This window comes from Streptomyces sp. GC420 (genome assembly GCF_009916105.1).
Lineage (GTDB): Bacteria > Actinomycetota > Actinomycetes > Streptomycetales > Streptomycetaceae > Streptomyces.
In genome coordinates this window covers 1-16682 of sequence record NZ_JAAAXQ010000165.1, presented here as the reverse complement: position 1 = coordinate 16682, position 16682 = coordinate 1, and the positions used below count along the sequence as shown (strand labels likewise).

16 protein-coding genes are annotated in these 16682 nt (G+C 74.0%); 14 read left to right on the top strand and 2 right to left on the bottom strand.

The genetic code is table 11. The features are described 5' to 3' along the window. Positions 1–45: 45 nt before the first annotated feature. The 5 genes from GUY61_RS20660 (at position 46) to GUY61_RS20640 (ending at position 3936) form a co-directional block, all read left to right on the top strand. Positions 46–828, top strand: coding sequence for a hypothetical protein (locus GUY61_RS20660; protein WP_166631699.1), 783 nt, complete (start codon positions 46–48; stop codon positions 826–828). Beyond that, positions 818–1465, top strand: coding sequence for a TetR/AcrR family transcriptional regulator (locus GUY61_RS20655; RefSeq protein ID WP_166631698.1), 648 nt, complete (start codon positions 818–820; stop codon positions 1463–1465). The genes GUY61_RS20660 and GUY61_RS20655 overlap by 11 nt, the downstream gene beginning before the upstream one ends. A gap of 106 nt (positions 1466–1571) precedes the next feature. Then, on the top strand, positions 1572–2315 hold the full coding sequence (locus GUY61_RS20650) for an ABC transporter permease (protein ID WP_166631697.1): 744 nt from the start codon (positions 1572–1574) through the stop codon (positions 2313–2315). Further along, on the top strand, positions 2312–2983 hold the full coding sequence (locus GUY61_RS20645) for an ABC transporter permease subunit (protein ID WP_166631696.1): 672 nt from the start codon (positions 2312–2314) through the stop codon (positions 2981–2983). The genes GUY61_RS20650 and GUY61_RS20645 overlap by 4 nt, the downstream gene beginning before the upstream one ends. 8 nt (positions 2984–2991) lie before the next feature. After that, positions 2992–3936: an ABC transporter substrate-binding protein gene (locus GUY61_RS20640; RefSeq protein ID WP_313896761.1), complete on the top strand. Its 945-nt coding sequence runs from the start codon at positions 2992–2994 to the stop codon at positions 3934–3936. Positions 3937–4180: 244 nt separating this feature from the next. On the opposite strand, the gene GUY61_RS20635 is transcribed toward GUY61_RS20640, so the two are convergent. Continuing rightward, a complete protein-coding gene (locus tag GUY61_RS20635; protein WP_166631694.1) occupies positions 4181–5356 on the bottom strand; it encodes an ABC transporter ATP-binding protein in 1176 nt (391 codons plus the stop codon). 68 nt (positions 5357–5424) lie between these two features. Here GUY61_RS20635 and GUY61_RS20630 point away from each other — a divergent pair, with 68 nt between their 5' ends. Beyond that, complete coding sequence (locus tag GUY61_RS20630) at positions 5425–6726, top strand: alpha/beta fold hydrolase (RefSeq protein WP_166631693.1); 1302 nt, start codon at positions 5425–5427, stop codon at positions 6724–6726. A gap of 13 nt (positions 6727–6739) precedes the next feature. Here GUY61_RS20630 and GUY61_RS20625 read toward each other — a convergent pair whose 3' ends face one another. After that, positions 6740–7345 carry a TetR/AcrR family transcriptional regulator gene (locus GUY61_RS20625; protein ID WP_166631692.1) on the bottom strand — a complete coding sequence of 202 codons (606 nt, stop codon included), beginning with the start codon at positions 7343–7345 and terminating at the stop codon, positions 6740–6742. On the opposite strand from GUY61_RS20625, the gene GUY61_RS20620 reads away from it, so the two are divergent. From GUY61_RS20620 to GUY61_RS20585, 8 genes are all read left to right on the top strand, one after another. Continuing rightward, positions 7344–8786, top strand: coding sequence for an NAD(P)/FAD-dependent oxidoreductase (locus tag GUY61_RS20620; RefSeq protein WP_166631691.1), 1443 nt, complete (start codon positions 7344–7346; stop codon positions 8784–8786). The genes GUY61_RS20625 and GUY61_RS20620 overlap by 2 nt on opposite strands. 492 nt (positions 8787–9278) lie before the next feature. Further along, a complete protein-coding gene (locus tag GUY61_RS20615; RefSeq protein ID WP_166631690.1) occupies positions 9279–10016 on the top strand; it encodes a PIG-L deacetylase family protein in 738 nt (245 codons plus the stop codon). A 178-nt stretch (positions 10017–10194) separates the two neighbouring features. Continuing rightward, positions 10195–11172 (top strand): NADPH:quinone oxidoreductase family protein, encoded by a 978-nt coding sequence (locus GUY61_RS20610; protein ID WP_166631689.1) that lies wholly within the window; start codon positions 10195–10197, stop codon positions 11170–11172. Then, on the top strand, positions 11169–12359 hold the full coding sequence (locus GUY61_RS20605; RefSeq protein WP_166631688.1) for an acyl-CoA dehydrogenase family protein: 1191 nt from the start codon (positions 11169–11171) through the stop codon (positions 12357–12359). Before GUY61_RS20610 ends, GUY61_RS20605 begins: the two co-directional genes overlap by 4 nt. After that, positions 12356–13471, top strand: coding sequence for an acyl-CoA dehydrogenase family protein (locus GUY61_RS20600; protein ID WP_398956253.1), 1116 nt, complete (start codon positions 12356–12358; stop codon positions 13469–13471). Before GUY61_RS20605 ends, GUY61_RS20600 begins: the two co-directional genes overlap by 4 nt. 920 nt (positions 13472–14391) lie before the next feature. Further along, the gene (locus GUY61_RS20595; RefSeq protein WP_166631686.1) at positions 14392–15288 is read left to right on the top strand and encodes a phosphatidylinositol-specific phospholipase C/glycerophosphodiester phosphodiesterase family protein; all 897 of its coding nucleotides are present in this window, start codon (positions 14392–14394) and stop codon (positions 15286–15288) included. A gap of 91 nt (positions 15289–15379) precedes the next feature. After that, positions 15380–16363: an endonuclease/exonuclease/phosphatase family protein gene (locus GUY61_RS20590; protein WP_166631685.1), complete on the top strand. Its 984-nt coding sequence runs from the start codon at positions 15380–15382 to the stop codon at positions 16361–16363. 122 nt (positions 16364–16485) lie between these two features. After that, the gene (locus GUY61_RS20585; RefSeq protein ID WP_166631684.1) at positions 16486–16680 is read left to right on the top strand and encodes a hypothetical protein; all 195 of its coding nucleotides are present in this window, start codon (positions 16486–16488) and stop codon (positions 16678–16680) included. Positions 16681–16682 lie beyond the last annotated feature (2 nt).

The following is a 16682-nucleotide window of genomic DNA, read 5'->3' as shown; positions in this document are numbered from 1 at the left end:
CTCAACGCCCGCGACCCCCGAGCCCCGCAAGGAGGCACACCGCTGATGCGCACGATCCCCGGTACCCCGCCCGGTACGCCACCCGGCACGCCGATCGGCACACTCTTCGGCACGGAGCTGCGCAAACTCGCCTCCGTGCGCAGCACTTGGATCCTGCTGGGCGCGACCGCCCTGCTCGCCGGCCTGCACGCCGCCGGCCTGCTCATCGGCGACCCCGCCGGGGACCTGACCCAGGACACCGGCAAGCAGAGGGTCCTGTTCAGCGCCGGGATGGGATCCGTCCTCGCGATCGTGCTCGGGGTGCTGACCGGCGCCGGCGAGTTCCGGCACCGCACCATCACCGACACGTTCCTGACGACGCCGCGGCGCGGCCGGGTGCTGGCCGCGAAACTCGCGGCCGGACTCACCGCCGGCGCCCTCGCCGGCCTCGCCTCGGCCGTCACCACGTTTGCCGTCGGTGCCTCCTGGCTGGCGGCCGACGGCAACGCACTGCCGCTGGGCGAGCGGTACGTGTGGCTGACCCTGCTCGGCGGCCTGCTGTGGTGCACCGCCTACGCCGTCATCGGTGTCGCCGTCGGCATGCTGACCCGCAATCCGGCCCTCGGCATCGTCGGGGCGCTGGCCTGGCTCTACGTCGTCGAGGGCATCGTCGTCAGCGCCTTCGAGGACGTCGGGCGGTGGCTGCCCTCCGGGGCAGCTTCGGCCGTCGGCAACGCCGTCAACGACGGACTGCTGCCGCAGTGGGGCGGCGCGGTGATGCTCGGTGCGTACGCCGTGGTGATCGCGGCAGTGGCCGCGCTCACTACACTGCGACGTGATGTCACCTAGAAAACCGGCGGTACTGCGCGACGGCGGCGGCGACCGGACCCTGCGGGAACACCTGATCGCCACCGCCGCCCGCCTCATTGCCGAGCGCGGCACCCCGGCCCTGACCGTGCGGGAGATCGCCCGCGAGGCCGGGGTCGCCTCGGGTGTCCTCTACAACCACTTCGAGGACAAGGAAGAGCTCCTCGCCCATGCACTGCGCGCCCACCTGCACACCGCCATGGCCCAGATGGGCGAGGCGCCGGTCCCGGGTCGGGGCGCGGTCGAGGACAACCTGCGCGTCTACGTCACCCGGGGGCTGGGCGTACTGGCCCAGCTGCTTCCGGTCTTCGCCGGCGCGATCGCCGAGCACAAGATCCTGGCCCATTTCGGGGCCATGGGCACTCCGCGCGGGGAGCAGGGCGGGCTGCGTGCCGCACTGACCGGGTACCTCCGCGCGGAACAGGAGCTCCGGCGGATCTCCCCGGACGCCAAGGTGGACGCCGCCGCCACCATGATCATGGGTGCCTGTCACGAACTCATCCTGCCCCGCCTGTTCCACCCCGGCCCCGAACGAGGGCCGCTGGAAGTCCCCGAGCACTTCGTCGACGACCTCGTCTCCACGGTGATGAACGGCATCGGCCCGCACGACCGGTCCTGACGCCCGGATTCGGAGGCGGGGCCCGTCTCGGTGCCACGGCGGGTGACCCGCCCGAACGGGCCAGTACGACGCGCGGGCACCCGCCCGGTGGCACTGCAATGGACGGGTGACGGCACCTCCTGACGACTGCCTGGCCCGCAACGAGTGGATCTGCGGCGACTACCTCAGCACCCGCCGCGAGATCCTGCTCGACGCCGTGACGCAGCACGTCGAGCTCACGGCCCTCGCGGTGCTCATCGGTCTCGCCCTGGCCGTGCCGCTCGCCGTGCTCGCCCGCCGCCGCAGGTGGGCGGCAGGCCCGGTGATCGGACTGACGACGGTCCTGTACACCATCCCCTCGCTGGCGATGTTCTCGCTGCTGCTCCCGGTGTACGGGCTCTCGGCCTCCCTCGTCGTCGCCGGCCTGGTCCTGTACTCCCTCACCCTCCTGGTGCGGAACATCCTCGCCGGACTGCGCGCCGTGCCGGAGGAGACCCGGCAGGCCGCCCGCGGCATGGGCTACGGGCCGCTGCGGCTGCTGTTCGCCGTCGAACTCCCGCTCGCCCTGCCCGCGGCCATGGCCGGGCTGCGCATCGCCACCGTCTCCGCCGTCTCCCTCGTCACCATCGGCGCGATCGTCGGCTTCGGCGGCCTCGGCAACCTCATCTACTCCGGCATGAACACCTACTTCAAGGCGCAGGTCCTCACGGCGTCCGCGCTCTGCGTCGTCATCGCCGTCACCGCCGACCTGCTGCTCCTCGCCGTGCAGAGGCTCCTCACGCCATGGACGAGGGAGAAGAGGGAGACGAGCGAGGCGAGGAGTGCGAGTAGGGCGAGTGGGGCGACGGAGACAAGGGCGGCCGAGACGTGAACACCCTCGCCGACGCCTGGTCCTGGCTCACCACCCCGGCCAACTGGGCCGGTGACGAAGGGATCTGGCACCGGCTGGCCCAGCACCTCCACCTCACCGTCGTGTGCCTCGTCATCAGCTGTGCCACAGCCCTGCCGGTCGCGCTCGTCCTCGGGCACACAGGCAGGGGAGGGGCGTTGGCCGTGAACCTCTCCAACATCGGCCGCGCCGTGCCCACGTTCGCCGTTCTGGTGCTGCTCACGCTCACTCCGCTCGGCCGGCACGGACAGTGGCCCACCGTCGTGGCACTGGTGCTGTTCGCCGTGCCCCCGTTGCTGACGAACGCGTACGTCGGCATGCGCGAGGTCGACCGGGACGTCGTGAGCGCCGCACGCGGCATGGGAATGACGGGGCGTCAGATGCTGTGGCGGGTCGAGGCGCCGCTCGCGCTGCCGCTCATCCTCACCGGCGTACGGCTGGCCGCGGTCCAGCTCGTCGCCACCGCGACCATCGCCGCGCTCGCCGGGGGCGGCGGACTCGGCCGGATCATCACCGCCGGCTTCAACCTGGCGAGCACCCCGCAGGTCGTCGCGGGCGCCGTCCTCGTCGCGGTCTTCGCGCTGGTCGTGGAGGGTGTCTTCGAAGTGGTCCGGCGGCTGGTCCCGCACGGGGCCGGGGGCCGGATGTGACCCGGCGCGTGCCCGCCCTGCTGCTTCCGGCGGTGCTGCTGCTGACCACGGCGTGCGCCACCGGACCCGCGCTGGAGGACCGGGGCAGGATCACCGCGCCGCCCGGCAACAGCGAGGAACTCACCGTCGGCTCCGCCGGGTTCACCGAGAGCGAGCTGCTGGCCAGGATGTACGGGCTGCTGCTGGAACAGGCCGGGCACCGCACCCGCATCCTGTCCGTCACCAATCGCGAGCTGTACGAACCCGCGCTGGAGAGCGGCCAGATCGACATCGTGCCCGAGTACGCCGCCACCTTCGCCGACTGGCTGAACGCCAAGACCAACGGTCCCGACGCGAAACCCGTCGGCTCTCCCGACATCGGCGCCACCATGAAGGCCCTGCGCGCCCTCGCCGCACCCCGCGGCCTGGCCGTCCTCGACCCGGGCCGGGCCGTCGACCAGAACGCCTTCGCCGTCCCGGCCAGGTACGCGGCGCGGCACGGCCTGAGGACGCTCAGCGACCTGGGCCGGGCGAAGCTGCCCGTCAGGCTCGCGGCCGGCGACGAATGCGTACAGCGCCCCTACTGCGCACCCGGACTGAAGAAGACCTACGGCATCGTCATCACCGGCGTCGACCCCAAGGGCGTCGGCACCACCCAGGCCAAGAAGGCCGTGCAGAACGGTGAGGACCAGATGGTCCTCACCACGACCACCGACGCCACCCTGGACGACTTCGGGCTCACCGTCCTCGCCGACGACAGGCACCTCCAGAACGCCGACCACGTGGTCCCCGTCGTCAACCGGGCGCGCGCGGGCAGCGAGGAGATCACCGGGGTACTGGACCGCCTGGGCGCCGTGCTGACGACGAAGGACCTCGCCACCATGAACGAACAGGTGGACAGCCGGCGCCGGCTCCCGGAGGACGTGGCCCGCGCCTGCCTGGAACGCAAGGGGCTGTTGGAGCGGAACGGATGACACCGTCCGGGACCGATGACACCGTATGGAAGGACGACACTGTCCGCGGGAGCGCAGAGCGCAGACCGTGCCGGTGTCCCCGCCGCCCGGCGCGGGCCGTCCGCGCACTGCGGCGCGGCGGCGGCGCTCGGCCCGTATCCCTGGGCACCCGGTGTTCCACGCACCGCGCGGCGCCGGAGCCGTCGCCGCCCGCGCGTCCGGCGCACTGTCCGTGCCGCGGGGAGGCCGAGTGCCCGCCGGCGGGTCAGGCACCCGGCACCGGATCGAAGGCGGCCGAACGCCGGGAGACCCCACGCGCGTCCGCGTCCACCGAGCGGCGCAGCGCCTCGTGCAGCCGCGTCGGGGTGAGCACGCCGAGGAAGCGGGCCCCGTCGAGGACCGCCACCCAGCCGGCGTCGTGCTGGAGCATCTCCCCGAGCGCCTGCTTCAGCGGCGCGCCCACCGGCACCCACGCCTCCATGCGGTGCGCGAGGTCGCCGACCGCGGCGGCCGTGCCGGGGCCACCGGACGCCCGCTCCAGCGCCTCCGCCGACGCCCAGCCGTGGAGTCCGCCCGCCGCGGTGAGCACCACGGCCCACCGCGCGCCCTGCCCGCGCAGCCGCGCCGCCACCGCGGCGGCCGGCTCGTCGAGCCGGGCCCTGGGCGGCTGTTCCAGGTCACTCCGCTCGATCCGGGTGACCGACAGCCGCTTCAGGCCGCGGTCGGCGCCCACGAACCGGGCGACGCGCGGGGTGGCGGGGGCGCCGAGCACGGTGGCCGGGGTGTCGTACTGCTCGATTCCGCCGTCCCCGTAGACGGCGACCCTGTCGCCCATCCGCACGGCCTCCTCGATGTCGTGCGTGACCATCAGCACCGTCTTGCGGACACTCGCCTGAAGACGCAGGAACTCGTTCTGCAGGTGTTTGCGCGCCACCGGGTCGACGGCCCCGAACGGCTCGTCCATCAGGAGCACGGGAGGATCGGCGGCCAGCGCCCTGGCCACACCCACCCGCTGGCGCTGCCCGCCGGACAGCTGCGCGGGGTAGCGCTCGCCGTGCAGGGAGGGATCGAGGCCGACCAGGTCCAGGAGCTCCGCGGCACGCTGCCGTGCCTTCGCCCTCTTCCAGCCGAGGAGGAGCGGCACCGTCGCCGTGTTGTCGAGGACCGTGCGGTGCGGGAAGAGACCGACCTGCTGGATGACGTAGCCGATCCGGCGCCGCAGCCGCACCGGGTCGGCGGATGCGACGTCCTCGCCGGCCACCAGCACGCGTCCCGAGGTGGGTTCGACGAGCCGGTTGACCATCATCATCGTGGTCGTCTTGCCGCAGCCGGAGGGGCCGACGAGAGTGACCAGTTCGCCCTCGCGGACCTCGAAGGAGAGATCGCGGACCGCTGTCGTACCGTCCGGGTACACCTTGCTCACGCGCTCGAACCGGATCATGGGTTCACGCTAGGAGCGGGTGCCGCCCGGCGCACACCGGCCGGGACCGACCGAGTCACAGGAGCAGCATGAGCGCCACCTACCGCCAGCCCGGCCTGGTCATCACCGACCGTCACTTCGAGGTGCCGCTCGACCACGACGAGCCCGGAGGCGAGCGGATCGAGCTGTACGGGCGGGAGGTCGTCGCCCGCGGACGGGCGGCCGAGCCGCTGCCCTGGCTGGTCTACCTGGAGGGCGGACCGGGCAACGGGGCGCGGCGCTTCGCCGGCAAGCAGTACTGGCTCGGCCGCGCGGTGGAGGAGTTCCGGGTGCTGCTGCTGGACCAGCGCGGCACCGGCCGCTCCACGCCCGCCACCCGGCAGACGCTGCCGCTGCGCGGCGGACCGGCCGAACAGGCCGCCTTTCTCGGTCACTTCAGGGCCGACTCGATCGTCAGGGACTGCGAGGCGATCAGGCCGGGACTCACCGGCGGTGCCCCCTGGACCGTCCTCGGCCAGTCCTTCGGCGGATTCTGCGCGCTCACCTACCTGTCGTACGCCCCGGAGGGCATCGACACCGCCCTGATCACGGGCGGGCTGGCGTCGCTGGACGCGACCGCCGACGAGGTGTACCGCGCCGCGTACCCCCGGATGGCCCGCAAGACCGCCGCGCACTACGACCGTTACCCGCAGGACGTGGCCCGGGTTCGGGAGATCGTCGCCCATCTCGCCGAACACCGCACCGTGGCCGGCGACGGCCACGTCCTCGTCCCCGAGGCGGTCCAGTCCCTGGGGATCCTCCTCGGCACGGGGGACGGCAGCCACCGGCTGCACTACCTCCTGGAGAACGCCTTCGTGCGCACCCCGGGCGGCCGCACGCTCGGCGACGCCTTCCTGGAGCAGGTGCGGGCCGAACTCTCCTTCGCCGGGCGCCCGCTGTACGCCGTGCTGCACGAGGCGATCTACGCCCAGGGCGCCGGGCCGACGGCCTGGGCCGCCGAACGGGTCCGCGCCGGGCTCCCCGGACTGGACCCCGTTCGGGCGCTGGAGGGGGACGGACCGGTGCCGCTGACCGGGGAGACGATCCACCCCTGGCACTTCGACTGCGACCCCGCCCTGCGCCCGCTGCGCGAGACGGCCGACCTGCTGGCGCAGCGGTCCGACTGGCCGCGCCTGTACGACGCGGACCGGCTGGCCCGCAACGAGGTCCCGGTCGCGGCGGTCGTCTACCACGACGACCTGTACGTCGACGCCGAGCACTCGCTGCGCACCGCCCGCGCCGTCCGGGGACTGCGCACCTGGGTGACGGACGAGTACGAGCACGACGGCCTGCGGGCGAGCGGCCCCCGGGTCCTCGACCGCCTGCTGGCGCTGGCCCGCGACGAGATCTGACGGGGCCGCCCGGTCAGCCGGCCGTCCGCAGTCCTTCCAGGAGGCTGCGGACCAGGAGCCCGGCGCGTTCGCGGGCGCGGGCGGGGTCGTCGGCGGTGGCGATCGCGACGGAGATCTCGGTGAGGGCCCCGTACACCGCGGCGGCCATGAGGTCGGTGGGGTGGTCCTGGACGAGGCCGAGGTCGCGCAGCGCGGCGAGGCCGGCGCGCAACTGCCCGTGCAGGTGCCGCTGGTCGAGTTCGCGCCAGCGCTGCCAGCCCAGCGCGATCGGGCCCTGGAGCAGCACGATCTCCCGGTAGTCGGGGTCGGTGCAGATGGCGAGGAAGGCCTCGACGCCGGCGAGGGCACGCCTCCAGGGATCGGATTCCCCGGCCATGGCGTCCCGGACCCGGCGGGAGGCACGGACCTCGAGTTCCTCGAAGACGGCGACGAAGAGCCCCTGCTTGCCGCGCTCGAAGTGGTGGTAGAGCGCGCCCCGGCTGAGCCCGGCCGCGCGCACCAGTTCCTCCGCGGACACGTTCGCGTAGCCGCGCTCCGTGAAGAGTCCCAGGCCGGTGTCCAGCAGCGCGCGGCGCGTGCTCTCGGCGTACTGCTCACGGCGGGGCTTGACTTGCTCCATGCGTCATGGATATCACATACACCTTGTATGCGAGATGCGGGATGAATGGCGAGAGGGGCAGGGGATGGAAGCGGAGGGACAGCCGCGCCAGGACGTGGTGGTCGTGGGCGCGGGCGTCGCGGGGCTGGTGGCCGCCTGGGACCTGCACCGCGCGGGCCACCGGGTGCTCGTGCTGGAGGCCAGGGAGCGGGTCGGAGGCCGGCTGCTCAACGACGAGCTGCCCGATGGCACCCCGATCGACGTAGGGGGCCAGTGGGTGGGACCGGGGCAGAACCAGGTACGTGCCCTGCTCGACGAGCTGGGACTGACCACCTTTCCCACGCACGCCGAGGGCAGGCACATCGCGGAACTCGGCGGCCGCAGATCCCTCTACCGCGGGCGCATCCCCCGGCTGAGCCCTCTGGTGCTGGCCGATATCGCGCAGGGGCAGCTGCGCCTGGAACGGGCAGCCCGCGGCGTACCCCCGGAGGCGGCCTGGCAGGCGGCGCGGGCCGGCCTGCTCGACGGTCAGACCTTCGGCACCTGGATCCGCCGCAACCTGTACACCAAGGGCGGGCGGGCCTTCATGCGCCTGGTCACCCAGGCGGTCTTCTCGGCGGAACCGGAGGATCTCTCCGCCCTGTGGGCCTGCTTCTACGTGGCCGCGGCGGGCGGCCTCGACGCGCTGATCAACACCGAAGGGGGCGCGCAGGAGGAACGCATCACCGGCGGGGCACAGGGGATCGCGCTCCGTCTGGCGGAGCGCCTCGCGGACCGGGTGCGCCTCGGCCACCCGGTCGAGACGGTCGACTGGAACGGCGAAGGGGTATCGGTCACCACCGCCGGCGGCCGGCGATTCCGGGCGCACCGGGTGATCCTGGCGACGCCGCCGCCGCTGACCGCCGGCATCCGCTTCCGTCCCGGCCTGCCCGCCGACCGCGCGCAACTGCTCCAGCGGATGCCGATGGGCCGGGTCATCAAGGTGAACGTCGTCTACGACACCCCCTTCTGGCGCGCGCGGGGACTGAGCGGACAGGCCAACAGCGACCGCCGCCCGCTGGGCACCGTCTACGACAACACGCCGCCCGGCGGATCACCCGGCGTGCTGGTCGGCTTCTTCGAGGGCCGCCACGCCGACGCCGCCGCGCGCCTCGGTGAAGCCGGCAGGCGGCGGGCCGTGCTGGCCGACCTCGCCGGGTACTTCGGCCCGGAGGCGGAGGAACCGGTCGCCTGCATCGAGCGGGACTGGGCCGCCGAGGAGTACAGCCGCGGCGGATACGGCGCCTTCACCACGCCGCTCGCCCTCACCCGCTTCGGTGCCGCCCTGCGCGCCCCCGTCGGCCCGCTGCACTGGGCCGGCACGGAGACGGCCACGCGCTGGGCGGGCTACATCGACGGCGCGGTCGAATCCGGCCACCGCGCCGCCCGCGAGACCGCGGCGGCCCTCGACGCGGCCCCCTGACCCCGCCGCCTGCGACCTCGCCGGCCGGCTCTGGAAGGGGCGGCGACATCGTCGGCCTCCCCGCCGCCCGCCGGACGGCACCGGCACGGCCGCATCCGCCGCGCCGTTGGCGGCCGGGCGCGCCGCCCACCGGAGCGCCGGCCGGGCGCCTCGCTCATTCCGTGGCCGGGCATGGCGATGGCCCAACCCGCATCCCGGGGGCGGCCCTTGACGGAGCCGGCCCGCGGGGCGGTCGCCCGCCGGCGCGGCAGACCCTAGTGCCGCGTCGGTCGGGGTTTGCCCGCTGAGGAGCGGCGTCCGGTGCCGGGGGCACCTCCCGCCGGAGGCAGGGGGAGCATCGCAAGGCGGCCGGAAGCCCTCGTAGTGGGCCTGCTCGGGCTTTCGGCCAACGCAGCGTGGGGGTACCTCCCGCGCCCGGAGGGCTGCGGGGGAGTGCCGTGCAGGGCGTCGCGACGGGGCGAACCCTGGCTGACACGGCACTAGTCTGCCGACATGACGGAGCAGCAGCTTGAGCCCATGCCCGAGGACTGGCAGCGCGCACTGGCGGTCGTCGCTCATCCCGACGACCTCGAATACGGCTGTGCCGCGGCCGTCGCCGCCTGGACCGACGCGGGCAAGGACGTCGCGTACCTCCTCGTCAGCAGGGGGGAAGCCGGTATCGACGGCATCGAACCCGAGGTGTGCGGTCCGCTGCGTGAGCGGGAGCAGCGTGCGAGCGCGGCGGTGGTCGGGGTCGACACCGTGGAGTTCCTCGACCACCGCGACGGAGTGATCGAGTACGGCACCGCGCTGCGCCGCGACATCGCGGCGGCCGTCCGCCGGCACCGCCCCGAGCTGCTGATCACGCTCAACCACCGGGACACCTTCGGCGGCACCGCCTGGAACACCCCCGACCACCGGGCGGTGGGCCGCGCCGCCCTGGACGCGGCGGGTGACGCGGGGAACCGCTGGATCTTCCCGGAGCTGACGACCGGGGCGGGGCTCGAACCCTGGGGCGGCGTCCGCTGGGTCGCCGTCGCCGCCACCACCTCCCCGACGCACGCCGTCGACGCCACCCCCGGCCTGGAACGCTCGGTGCGGTCGTTGCTGTGCCATCGCGCGTACATCGAGGGCCTGACCGACGAGGATCCCGAGACCTACTGCCGCACCTTCCTCGTCGGCAACGCGCACGCGCTCGCGGACCGTTTCGGAGGGCGGCCCGCGGTGCCCTTCGAGGTCTTCCCCCGCTGAATCGCCCGCCGAATCGCCCGCCGGACCCTGTAGGACCCCGCCGGACCCCGTGGGAACCGGTCGGCGGCTCGGCGCGACCACCGGAGCCGCGCCGAGCCTGCCGCGGACTGTTCCCTTGACGTGAGCGACCGCTTAGTATGCGAGCGCCGGGACGGACCGCAGCCACGGGAGGCACCAGTTGAAAGCATGGCGCGTACACGAAAATGGGGAACCGCGTGAGGTCATGCGCCTCGAAGAGGTACCCGACCCCGAGCCCGGCGAGGGCCGGGTGCGGCTGAAGGTGCTGGCGGCGAACATCAACTTCCCCGACGCGCTGCTGTGCCGCGGCCAGTACCAGGTGCGGCCGCCGCTGCCCTTCACGCCCGGCGTGGAGATCTGCGGCGAGACCGAGGACGGCCGGCGCGTGATCACGAACCCCGAGCTGCCGAACGGCGGCTTCGCCGAGTACGTCACCGCCGACCCCGCCGCCCTGCTGCCCGCGCCCGACGCCCTCGACGACGCAGAGGCCGCCGCCCTGCACATCGGCTACCAGACGGGCTGGTTCGGACTCCACCGCAGGGCCGCGCTCCGGGCCGGCGAGACCCTGCTCGTGCACGCCGCCGCCGGCGGTGTCGGCAGCGCCGCCGTCCAGCTCGGCAAGGCGGCCGGCGCCACCGTCATCGGTGTCGTCGGCGGCGCCGAGAAGGCGGCCGTGGCCCGTGAACTGGGCTGCGACCTCGTCATCGACCGCCGCACGGACGACATCGTGGCGGCCGTCAAGGAGGCCACCGGCGGACGCGGTGCCGACGTGATCTACGACCCGGTCGGCGGCGACGCCTACCGCGCTTCCGCCAAGTGCGTCGCCTTCGAGGGCCGGATCGTCGTCGTCGGCTTCGCGAGCGGCAGCATCCCCAGCCCGGCCCTCAACCACGCGCTGGTGAAGAACTACTCGATCGTCGGGCTCCACTGGGGCCTGTACAACACCAAGGACCCGGCCGCCGTTCGCGCCTGCCACGAGGCTCTCACCGAACTCGCCGCAAAGGGCGCCATCAAGCCGCTGATCAGCGACCGGGTGCCGCTCGCCGAAGCCGCGGCGGCCGTACAGCGGGTCGCCGACGGCACCACGACCGGCCGCGTCGTGGTCGTGCCCGCGGCGGGGGAAGGAGCCGCGCGATGAGCGCCGACGCCGCGGAACTGCGCCGCCGCGCCAGGGAACTGCTCGCGGCGCACCCGCCCGCCACCACCGGCCGCGCCGGCTTCCTCCGCGCACGCTTCGACGCGGGACTCGCCTGGGTGCACTTCCCCGAGGGCCTCGGCGGCCTCGGCGCCCCGCGCGCCCTGCAGGCCGTCGTGGACGCCGAACTGGAGGCGGCCGGCGCGCCCGACAACGAGCCGCGCCGCATCGGCATCGGCCTCGGCATGGCCGCCCCGACCATCCTCAAGTACGGCACCGAGGAGCAGCGGCGGCGCTTCCTGCGACCGCTGTGGCTGGGCGAGGAGGTGTGGTGCCAGCTGTTCAGCGAGCCGGGCGCCGGCTCCGACCTCGCGGCACTCGCCACCCGGGCCGTGCGCGACGGCGAGTCCGGCGACTGGATCGTCGACGGGCAGAAGGTGTGGACCTCCGGTGCCCACCTCGCCCGCTGGGCCATACTCATCGCCCGCACCGACCCGGACCTTCCCAAGCACCAGGGCATCACCTACTTCGTCTGCGACATGACCGACCCGGGCGTCGAGGTGCGGCCGCTGCGCCAGATCACCGGCGAGGCCGAGTTCAACGAGGTCTTCCTGACCGGGGTCCGCATCCCCGACGCCCACCGTCTCGGCGAAGTGGGGGAGGGCTGGCGGGTCGCCCAGACGACCCTGATGAACGAGCGGGTCGCCATCGGCGGCATGCGCCTGCCCCGCGAGGGCGGCATGATCGGCAAGACCGCCGAGACCTGGCGCGAACGCCCCGAACTGCGCACCCACGACCTGCACCAGCGGCTCCTGAAGCTGTGGGTGGAGTCCGAGGTCGCGCGGCTCACCGGGGAGCGGCTGCGCCAGCAGCTCGTCGCGGGCCAGCCCGGCCCCGCGGGCTCCGGCATGAAACTCGGCTTCGCCCGCCTCGCCCAGGAGATCAGCGGGCTGGAGGTCGAACTCCTCGGTGAAGAAGGGCTGCTGTACGACGACTGGACCATGCGCAGGCCCGAACTGGTCGACTTCACCGGCCGCGAGGCCGGCTACCGCTACCTGCGGGCCAAGGGCAACAGCATCGAGGGCGGCACCACCGAGGTTCTGCTGAACATCGTCGCCGAGCGGGTCCTCGGACTGCCGCCCGAGCCGCGCAACGACAAGGACGTCGCATGGAAGGACCTGGCCCGATGAGCACCCCGGATCTTCTGTACTCGGAGGCGGAGGAGGATCTGCGCTCCGCGGTGCGCGCGCTGCTCGCCGACCGTGCGGGCGACCCCGGCGCCGTCGCCCGGCGGGCCGAGGCCGGCCAGGCCCTCGACCGGCAGCTGTGGCGGACCCTGGCCGCCGACATGGGCCTCGCGGGGCTGCTGGTCCCCGAGAAGCTGGGCGGACAGGGCGCCACGCACCGCGAGGCGGCCGTCGTACTGGAGGAACTGGGCCGCGCGGTCACCCCCGTTCCGTACCTCACGAGCGCCGTGATGGCGACCGAGGCGCTCCTCGGGTGCGACACCGAGAACGCCGAAGTCGCGGAGCTGCTGGGAGAGCTGGCCTCCGGTGAGCGGATCGGCGTGCCCGCCGTGCCGCTGTCCGCCGCGCCTGGGGGCCCGCTGCCGGCGGGGGTACGGGCCGAGGGCGGGTCGCTCAGCGGCAGGATCGGCGCCGTCGCGGACGCCGCCGACGCCGATGTGCTGCTGGTGCGCGCGGACGACGGGCTGTACGCCGTGGAGGTCGGGGCCCCCGGAGTGACCGTCGAGCCGCGCACCCCGCTCGACCTGACACGCCCGCTCGCCGACGTCGTACTCGACGGGGCCACCGGCCGCCGCCTGGCGGACGCCGGGACGGCGGAGGCGGCGATACGGCGCGCGCTGCTGGCCGGTGCCGGACTGCTCGCCTCCGAGCAGTGGGGACTCGCCGAGTGGTGCCTCACCGAGACGGTCCGTTACCTCGGCGAACGCCGCCAGTTCAACCGGCCGGTGGGCTCCTTCCAGGCTCTCAAGCACCGGCTCGCCCAGCTGTGGCTGGAGGTCGAGAACGCCCGAGCCGCCGCCCGCGCCGCGGCCGACGCGCTGGCCACCGACGACGCGGAGATCCCCCTCTCGGTGGCCGTCGCCCAGTCCTACTGCGCGGGCGTCGCCGTCCACGCCGCCGAGGAGTGCGTCCAGTTGCACGGAGGCATCGGCATGACCTGGGAGCACGCCGCGCACCTCTACCTCAAGCGCGCCAAGTCCGACCAGATCGCCCTGGGCACCCCCGGCGCCCACCGTGCGGCGGTCGCGGAACTGGTCGATCTGCGCGCTCCCTGACCGCCCGGGTGGGCGAGCCGGCCACATGGCCGGGTGACCATGGCCCCGCCGCCGGGTGATCCGCGCGGGGGGCGTGGCGGACGGCCGGGCAGCCGGCCGGAGGACCGGGCGGCCGGCGTCCCGGCTGCCCGGTCCCGCGTTGCCCGCCGCCCGCGGGAGCGGGGCCGGGTCCGGTCCGGGCACGCCCGCGAGGCCGCCGATCGGTACCGGCGCACAGGGGCGGCGGCGTCCGCCGGGCAGCACGCACCGCGCCCTTCCCCTGAGGCGGGCCATCGCGGGCCCGGCCGTGCTTCTCCCCGGCGGCCCGAGGCGATCCCCCGGCGTACGCCGCCACCGGTCGTGGGCACGCGGCCGACGGCGGCGCGGTGAGCGGCCTTCGGGCAGGCGGACGGCAACGGACGTGTTGTCGTTGCCGGTACGGCGGTCGGTCCTGAGGACGCCCTCGGCGCCGGCGGGGCCAGCGGACACAGCCGGCGGCGCCGACGGCACGAGCCCCGGCCCCGTGAGTGGCGCCGGCCGTGCGATGCGCCGCGACCGGCGCAGCCAGTGCCGCGTCAGCCAGGGTTCGCCCCGTCGCCGCGCGCGGCACGGCACTCCCCCGCAGCCCTCCGGGCGCGGGAGGGACCCCCACGCTGCGCCGACAGAAAGCCCGATGAGGTCCACCACGGTGGCTACCAGCCGCCTTGCGACGCACCGCACCGGACGCCCCTCCTCAGCGGGTAGACCCCGACTGGCGTGGCATCAGAACAATCGTGCATGCCGGGTGACGGACCATCACCGGCATGCGGGAGCGAACCCTTGCTGCGGGAGTGAACCTTCGGAGGCGGCCGGGCGAACTCCCGTGAGAGCACTGCGCATTGGCGGTGGCGGCCCCGATACTCGCAGGGACCGCGCAGGCTGGACAGACCCGGGGAGACGTCATGCCGCTCACCACCCGCCGCAGAGCCGTCGCAACCTTCGCCGCCGCCCTGGCGGGCGGCGTCGCCGTACCCGCGCAGGCGGCCCGGGCCGACGAGGCCGGCGGGCAGGATGCGCACCACCTCGGACCGCGCCCCCTGCGCAGGGCGCACGCGCACAACGACTACCTCCACCCGCGCCCCCTCCTCGACGCCCTCTCGCACGGCTTCACCAGCGTGGAGGCCGACATCTTCCTGGTGGACGGGCGGCTTCTGGTCGCCCACGACCCGGTGGACCTCGACCCCGCCCGCACCCTCGAAGCGCTCTACCTCGACCCGCTGCTCGCCCGCGTCCGGGCGAACCACGGCCAGGTCCACCGCGGCCACCGCCGGCCCCTGCAACTCCTCGTCGACATCAAGGCGGACGGCGTCGCGGCCTACCTGGAACTCCACCGGGTGCTGCACCGCTACCGCGGGATGCTGACCACCTTCGCCCACGGCAAGGTGCGCACCGGCGCCGTCACCCCCGTCATCTCGGGCGACCGGTTCGCCCGGGTGCCCATGGAGGAGCAGCGGGTGCGGTACGCCTTCTACGACGGCCGGCTGCTCGACATGCTGCCGGCCACCCCGGCCGCCGCCTCCTTCATGCCGCTCATCAGTGACAACTGGTCGAACAACTTCACCTGGCGGGGCGTCGGCCCGATCCCCGCCGCGGAACGCGAGAAGCTGCGCGGCATCGTCGCGGTCGCGCACCAGCGCGGCCGGCGCGTCCGGTTCTGGGCGACCCCCGACCTGCCCGGTCCGGAGCGGGACGCCGTGTGGCACGAACTGCTGGCCGCGGGCGTGGACCACATCAACACCGACGACCTCGCCGGGCTTGAGACCTTCCTGCGCGGGTACGACCTCGGCGCGGGCCGGTAGCCGCCGGACCGGCTCCCACCACTGGCCGGGCGCGGCCGGCCGTGAGACGGTCGGAGTGCGCCCTCCCAGCAGCGACAGCGGGAGCTGACCCATGCTCATCGGCACCTGGAACCTGGAGAACCTCTACCGCCCGGGCGGCGAGTACGGCCCGCGGGACGAGGCCGCGTACGAGGCGAAGCTCGCCTCCCTGGCCGCCGTCGTCGACCGGCTGGCACCGGACCTGCTGGGCGTCCAGGAGGTCGGCGAACCGGAGGCCCTCGACGACCTGGTGCAACGGCTCGGCGGGGGCTGGCACACGGCCCTGTCCTCGCTCCCCGACGGCCGCGGCATCCGGGTCGGATTCCTCGCCCGTACGCCGCTGGAGGTGATCGCGGACCGGGACGGCTTCCCGGCGCGGCTGCGCCCGGTGCAGAGCGACGACGGTCCCGCGACCACGGACCGGATGGGCCGCGGCGCCCTCGCCATACGCACCGAGTCCCCCGAACGGCGTACGGTCGAGGCCGTCGTCTGTCACCTCAAGTCCAAGCTGCTCAGCTACCCGGGCGGCCGGTTCAACCCGCGGGACGAGGGCGAACGCGCCCGCTTCGGCGCGTACGCCCTCTACCGCAGGGCGGCCGAGGCGGCCACAGTGCGGGGACTGGCGGACGAACTGCTCGAAGGGCAGGGCGTGGAGCGGCCCGTCGTGGTCCTGGGCGACCTCAACGACGCACCGGGCGCCGCCACCACCCAGATCCTGCTCGGGCCGCCCGGCTCCGAGTTCGGCTCCACCGGCTTCGAACGCCCCGACAGGGGAGACGCGTTCCGGCTGTGGAACACCGCCCCGCTCATACCGGAGAAGCAGCGCTTCTCCCGTATCCACGCGGGTCATCGCGAGCTGATCGACCACATACTCCTCAGCCACGCCCTCGCCGTGCACGCGGAGGCGGCGGGAACGGGTACGCACACGGGCGCGGGCACGGGTGCGGGCGCGGGCACGGGTCACGAAAGGCTTCCGGACATCGGCGAGTCGCCCGTAGAGCGCCGCGACACGCCGGGCTCCGACCACGCGCCGGTGTGGGTGCGGCTGGCCCTCTGAGCACTCGGCCGGCCCCGGCGCTTCCACCCGTTCGGGGGACGCGCCATCCACCCCTGTGCCCCCGCGTTGCGCCAGACTTGCGGCGAAACGCCGCGAATCCGGCGCGGCGGAGGAGGATGACCGTGGCCGTCTCTATCTCAGCCGTGCTGCTTCTGGCGATCCTCGCGATCGTCTTCGTGCGCAACGGCGCGCTCAAGATGTCCCACGCGCTGGTCTGTGTACTGCTCGGCTTCCTGCTCGCCGGCTCCAGCATGGCCCCCACCATCGCGAACGGACTCTCCGCGACCGCGGACCTGGTGAGCGGCCTCCACCCCTGAGC

What these genes read in the sequence shown, in the direction of transcription:
- GUY61_RS20660 (WP_166631699.1), top strand. Translation starts at nt 46, where the DNA reads ATGCGCACGATCCCCGGTACCCCGCCCGGTACGCCACCCGGCACGCCG.
- GUY61_RS20635 (WP_166631694.1), bottom strand. Translation starts at nt 5,356, where the DNA reads ATGATCCGGTTCGAGCGCGTGAGCAAGGTGTACCCGGACGGTACGACA.
- GUY61_RS20630 (WP_166631693.1), top strand. Translation starts at nt 5,425, where the DNA reads ATGAGCGCCACCTACCGCCAGCCCGGCCTGGTCATCACCGACCGTCAC.
- GUY61_RS20615 (WP_166631690.1), top strand. Translation starts at nt 9,279, where the DNA reads ATGACGGAGCAGCAGCTTGAGCCCATGCCCGAGGACTGGCAGCGCGCA.
- GUY61_RS20595 (WP_166631686.1), top strand. Translation starts at nt 14,392, where the DNA reads ATGCCGCTCACCACCCGCCGCAGAGCCGTCGCAACCTTCGCCGCCGCC.
- GUY61_RS20590 (WP_166631685.1), top strand. Translation starts at nt 15,380, where the DNA reads ATGCTCATCGGCACCTGGAACCTGGAGAACCTCTACCGCCCGGGCGGC.
- GUY61_RS20620 (WP_166631691.1), top strand. Translation starts at nt 7,344, where the DNA reads ATGCGTCATGGATATCACATACACCTTGTATGCGAGATGCGGGATGAA.
- GUY61_RS20605 (WP_166631688.1), top strand. Translation starts at nt 11,169, where the DNA reads ATGAGCGCCGACGCCGCGGAACTGCGCCGCCGCGCCAGGGAACTGCTC.
- GUY61_RS20600 (WP_398956253.1), top strand. Translation starts at nt 12,356, where the DNA reads ATGAGCACCCCGGATCTTCTGTACTCGGAGGCGGAGGAGGATCTGCGC.
- GUY61_RS20655 (WP_166631698.1), top strand. Translation starts at nt 818, where the DNA reads ATGTCACCTAGAAAACCGGCGGTACTGCGCGACGGCGGCGGCGACCGG.
- GUY61_RS20625 (WP_166631692.1), bottom strand. Translation starts at nt 7,345, where the DNA reads ATGGAGCAAGTCAAGCCCCGCCGTGAGCAGTACGCCGAGAGCACGCGC.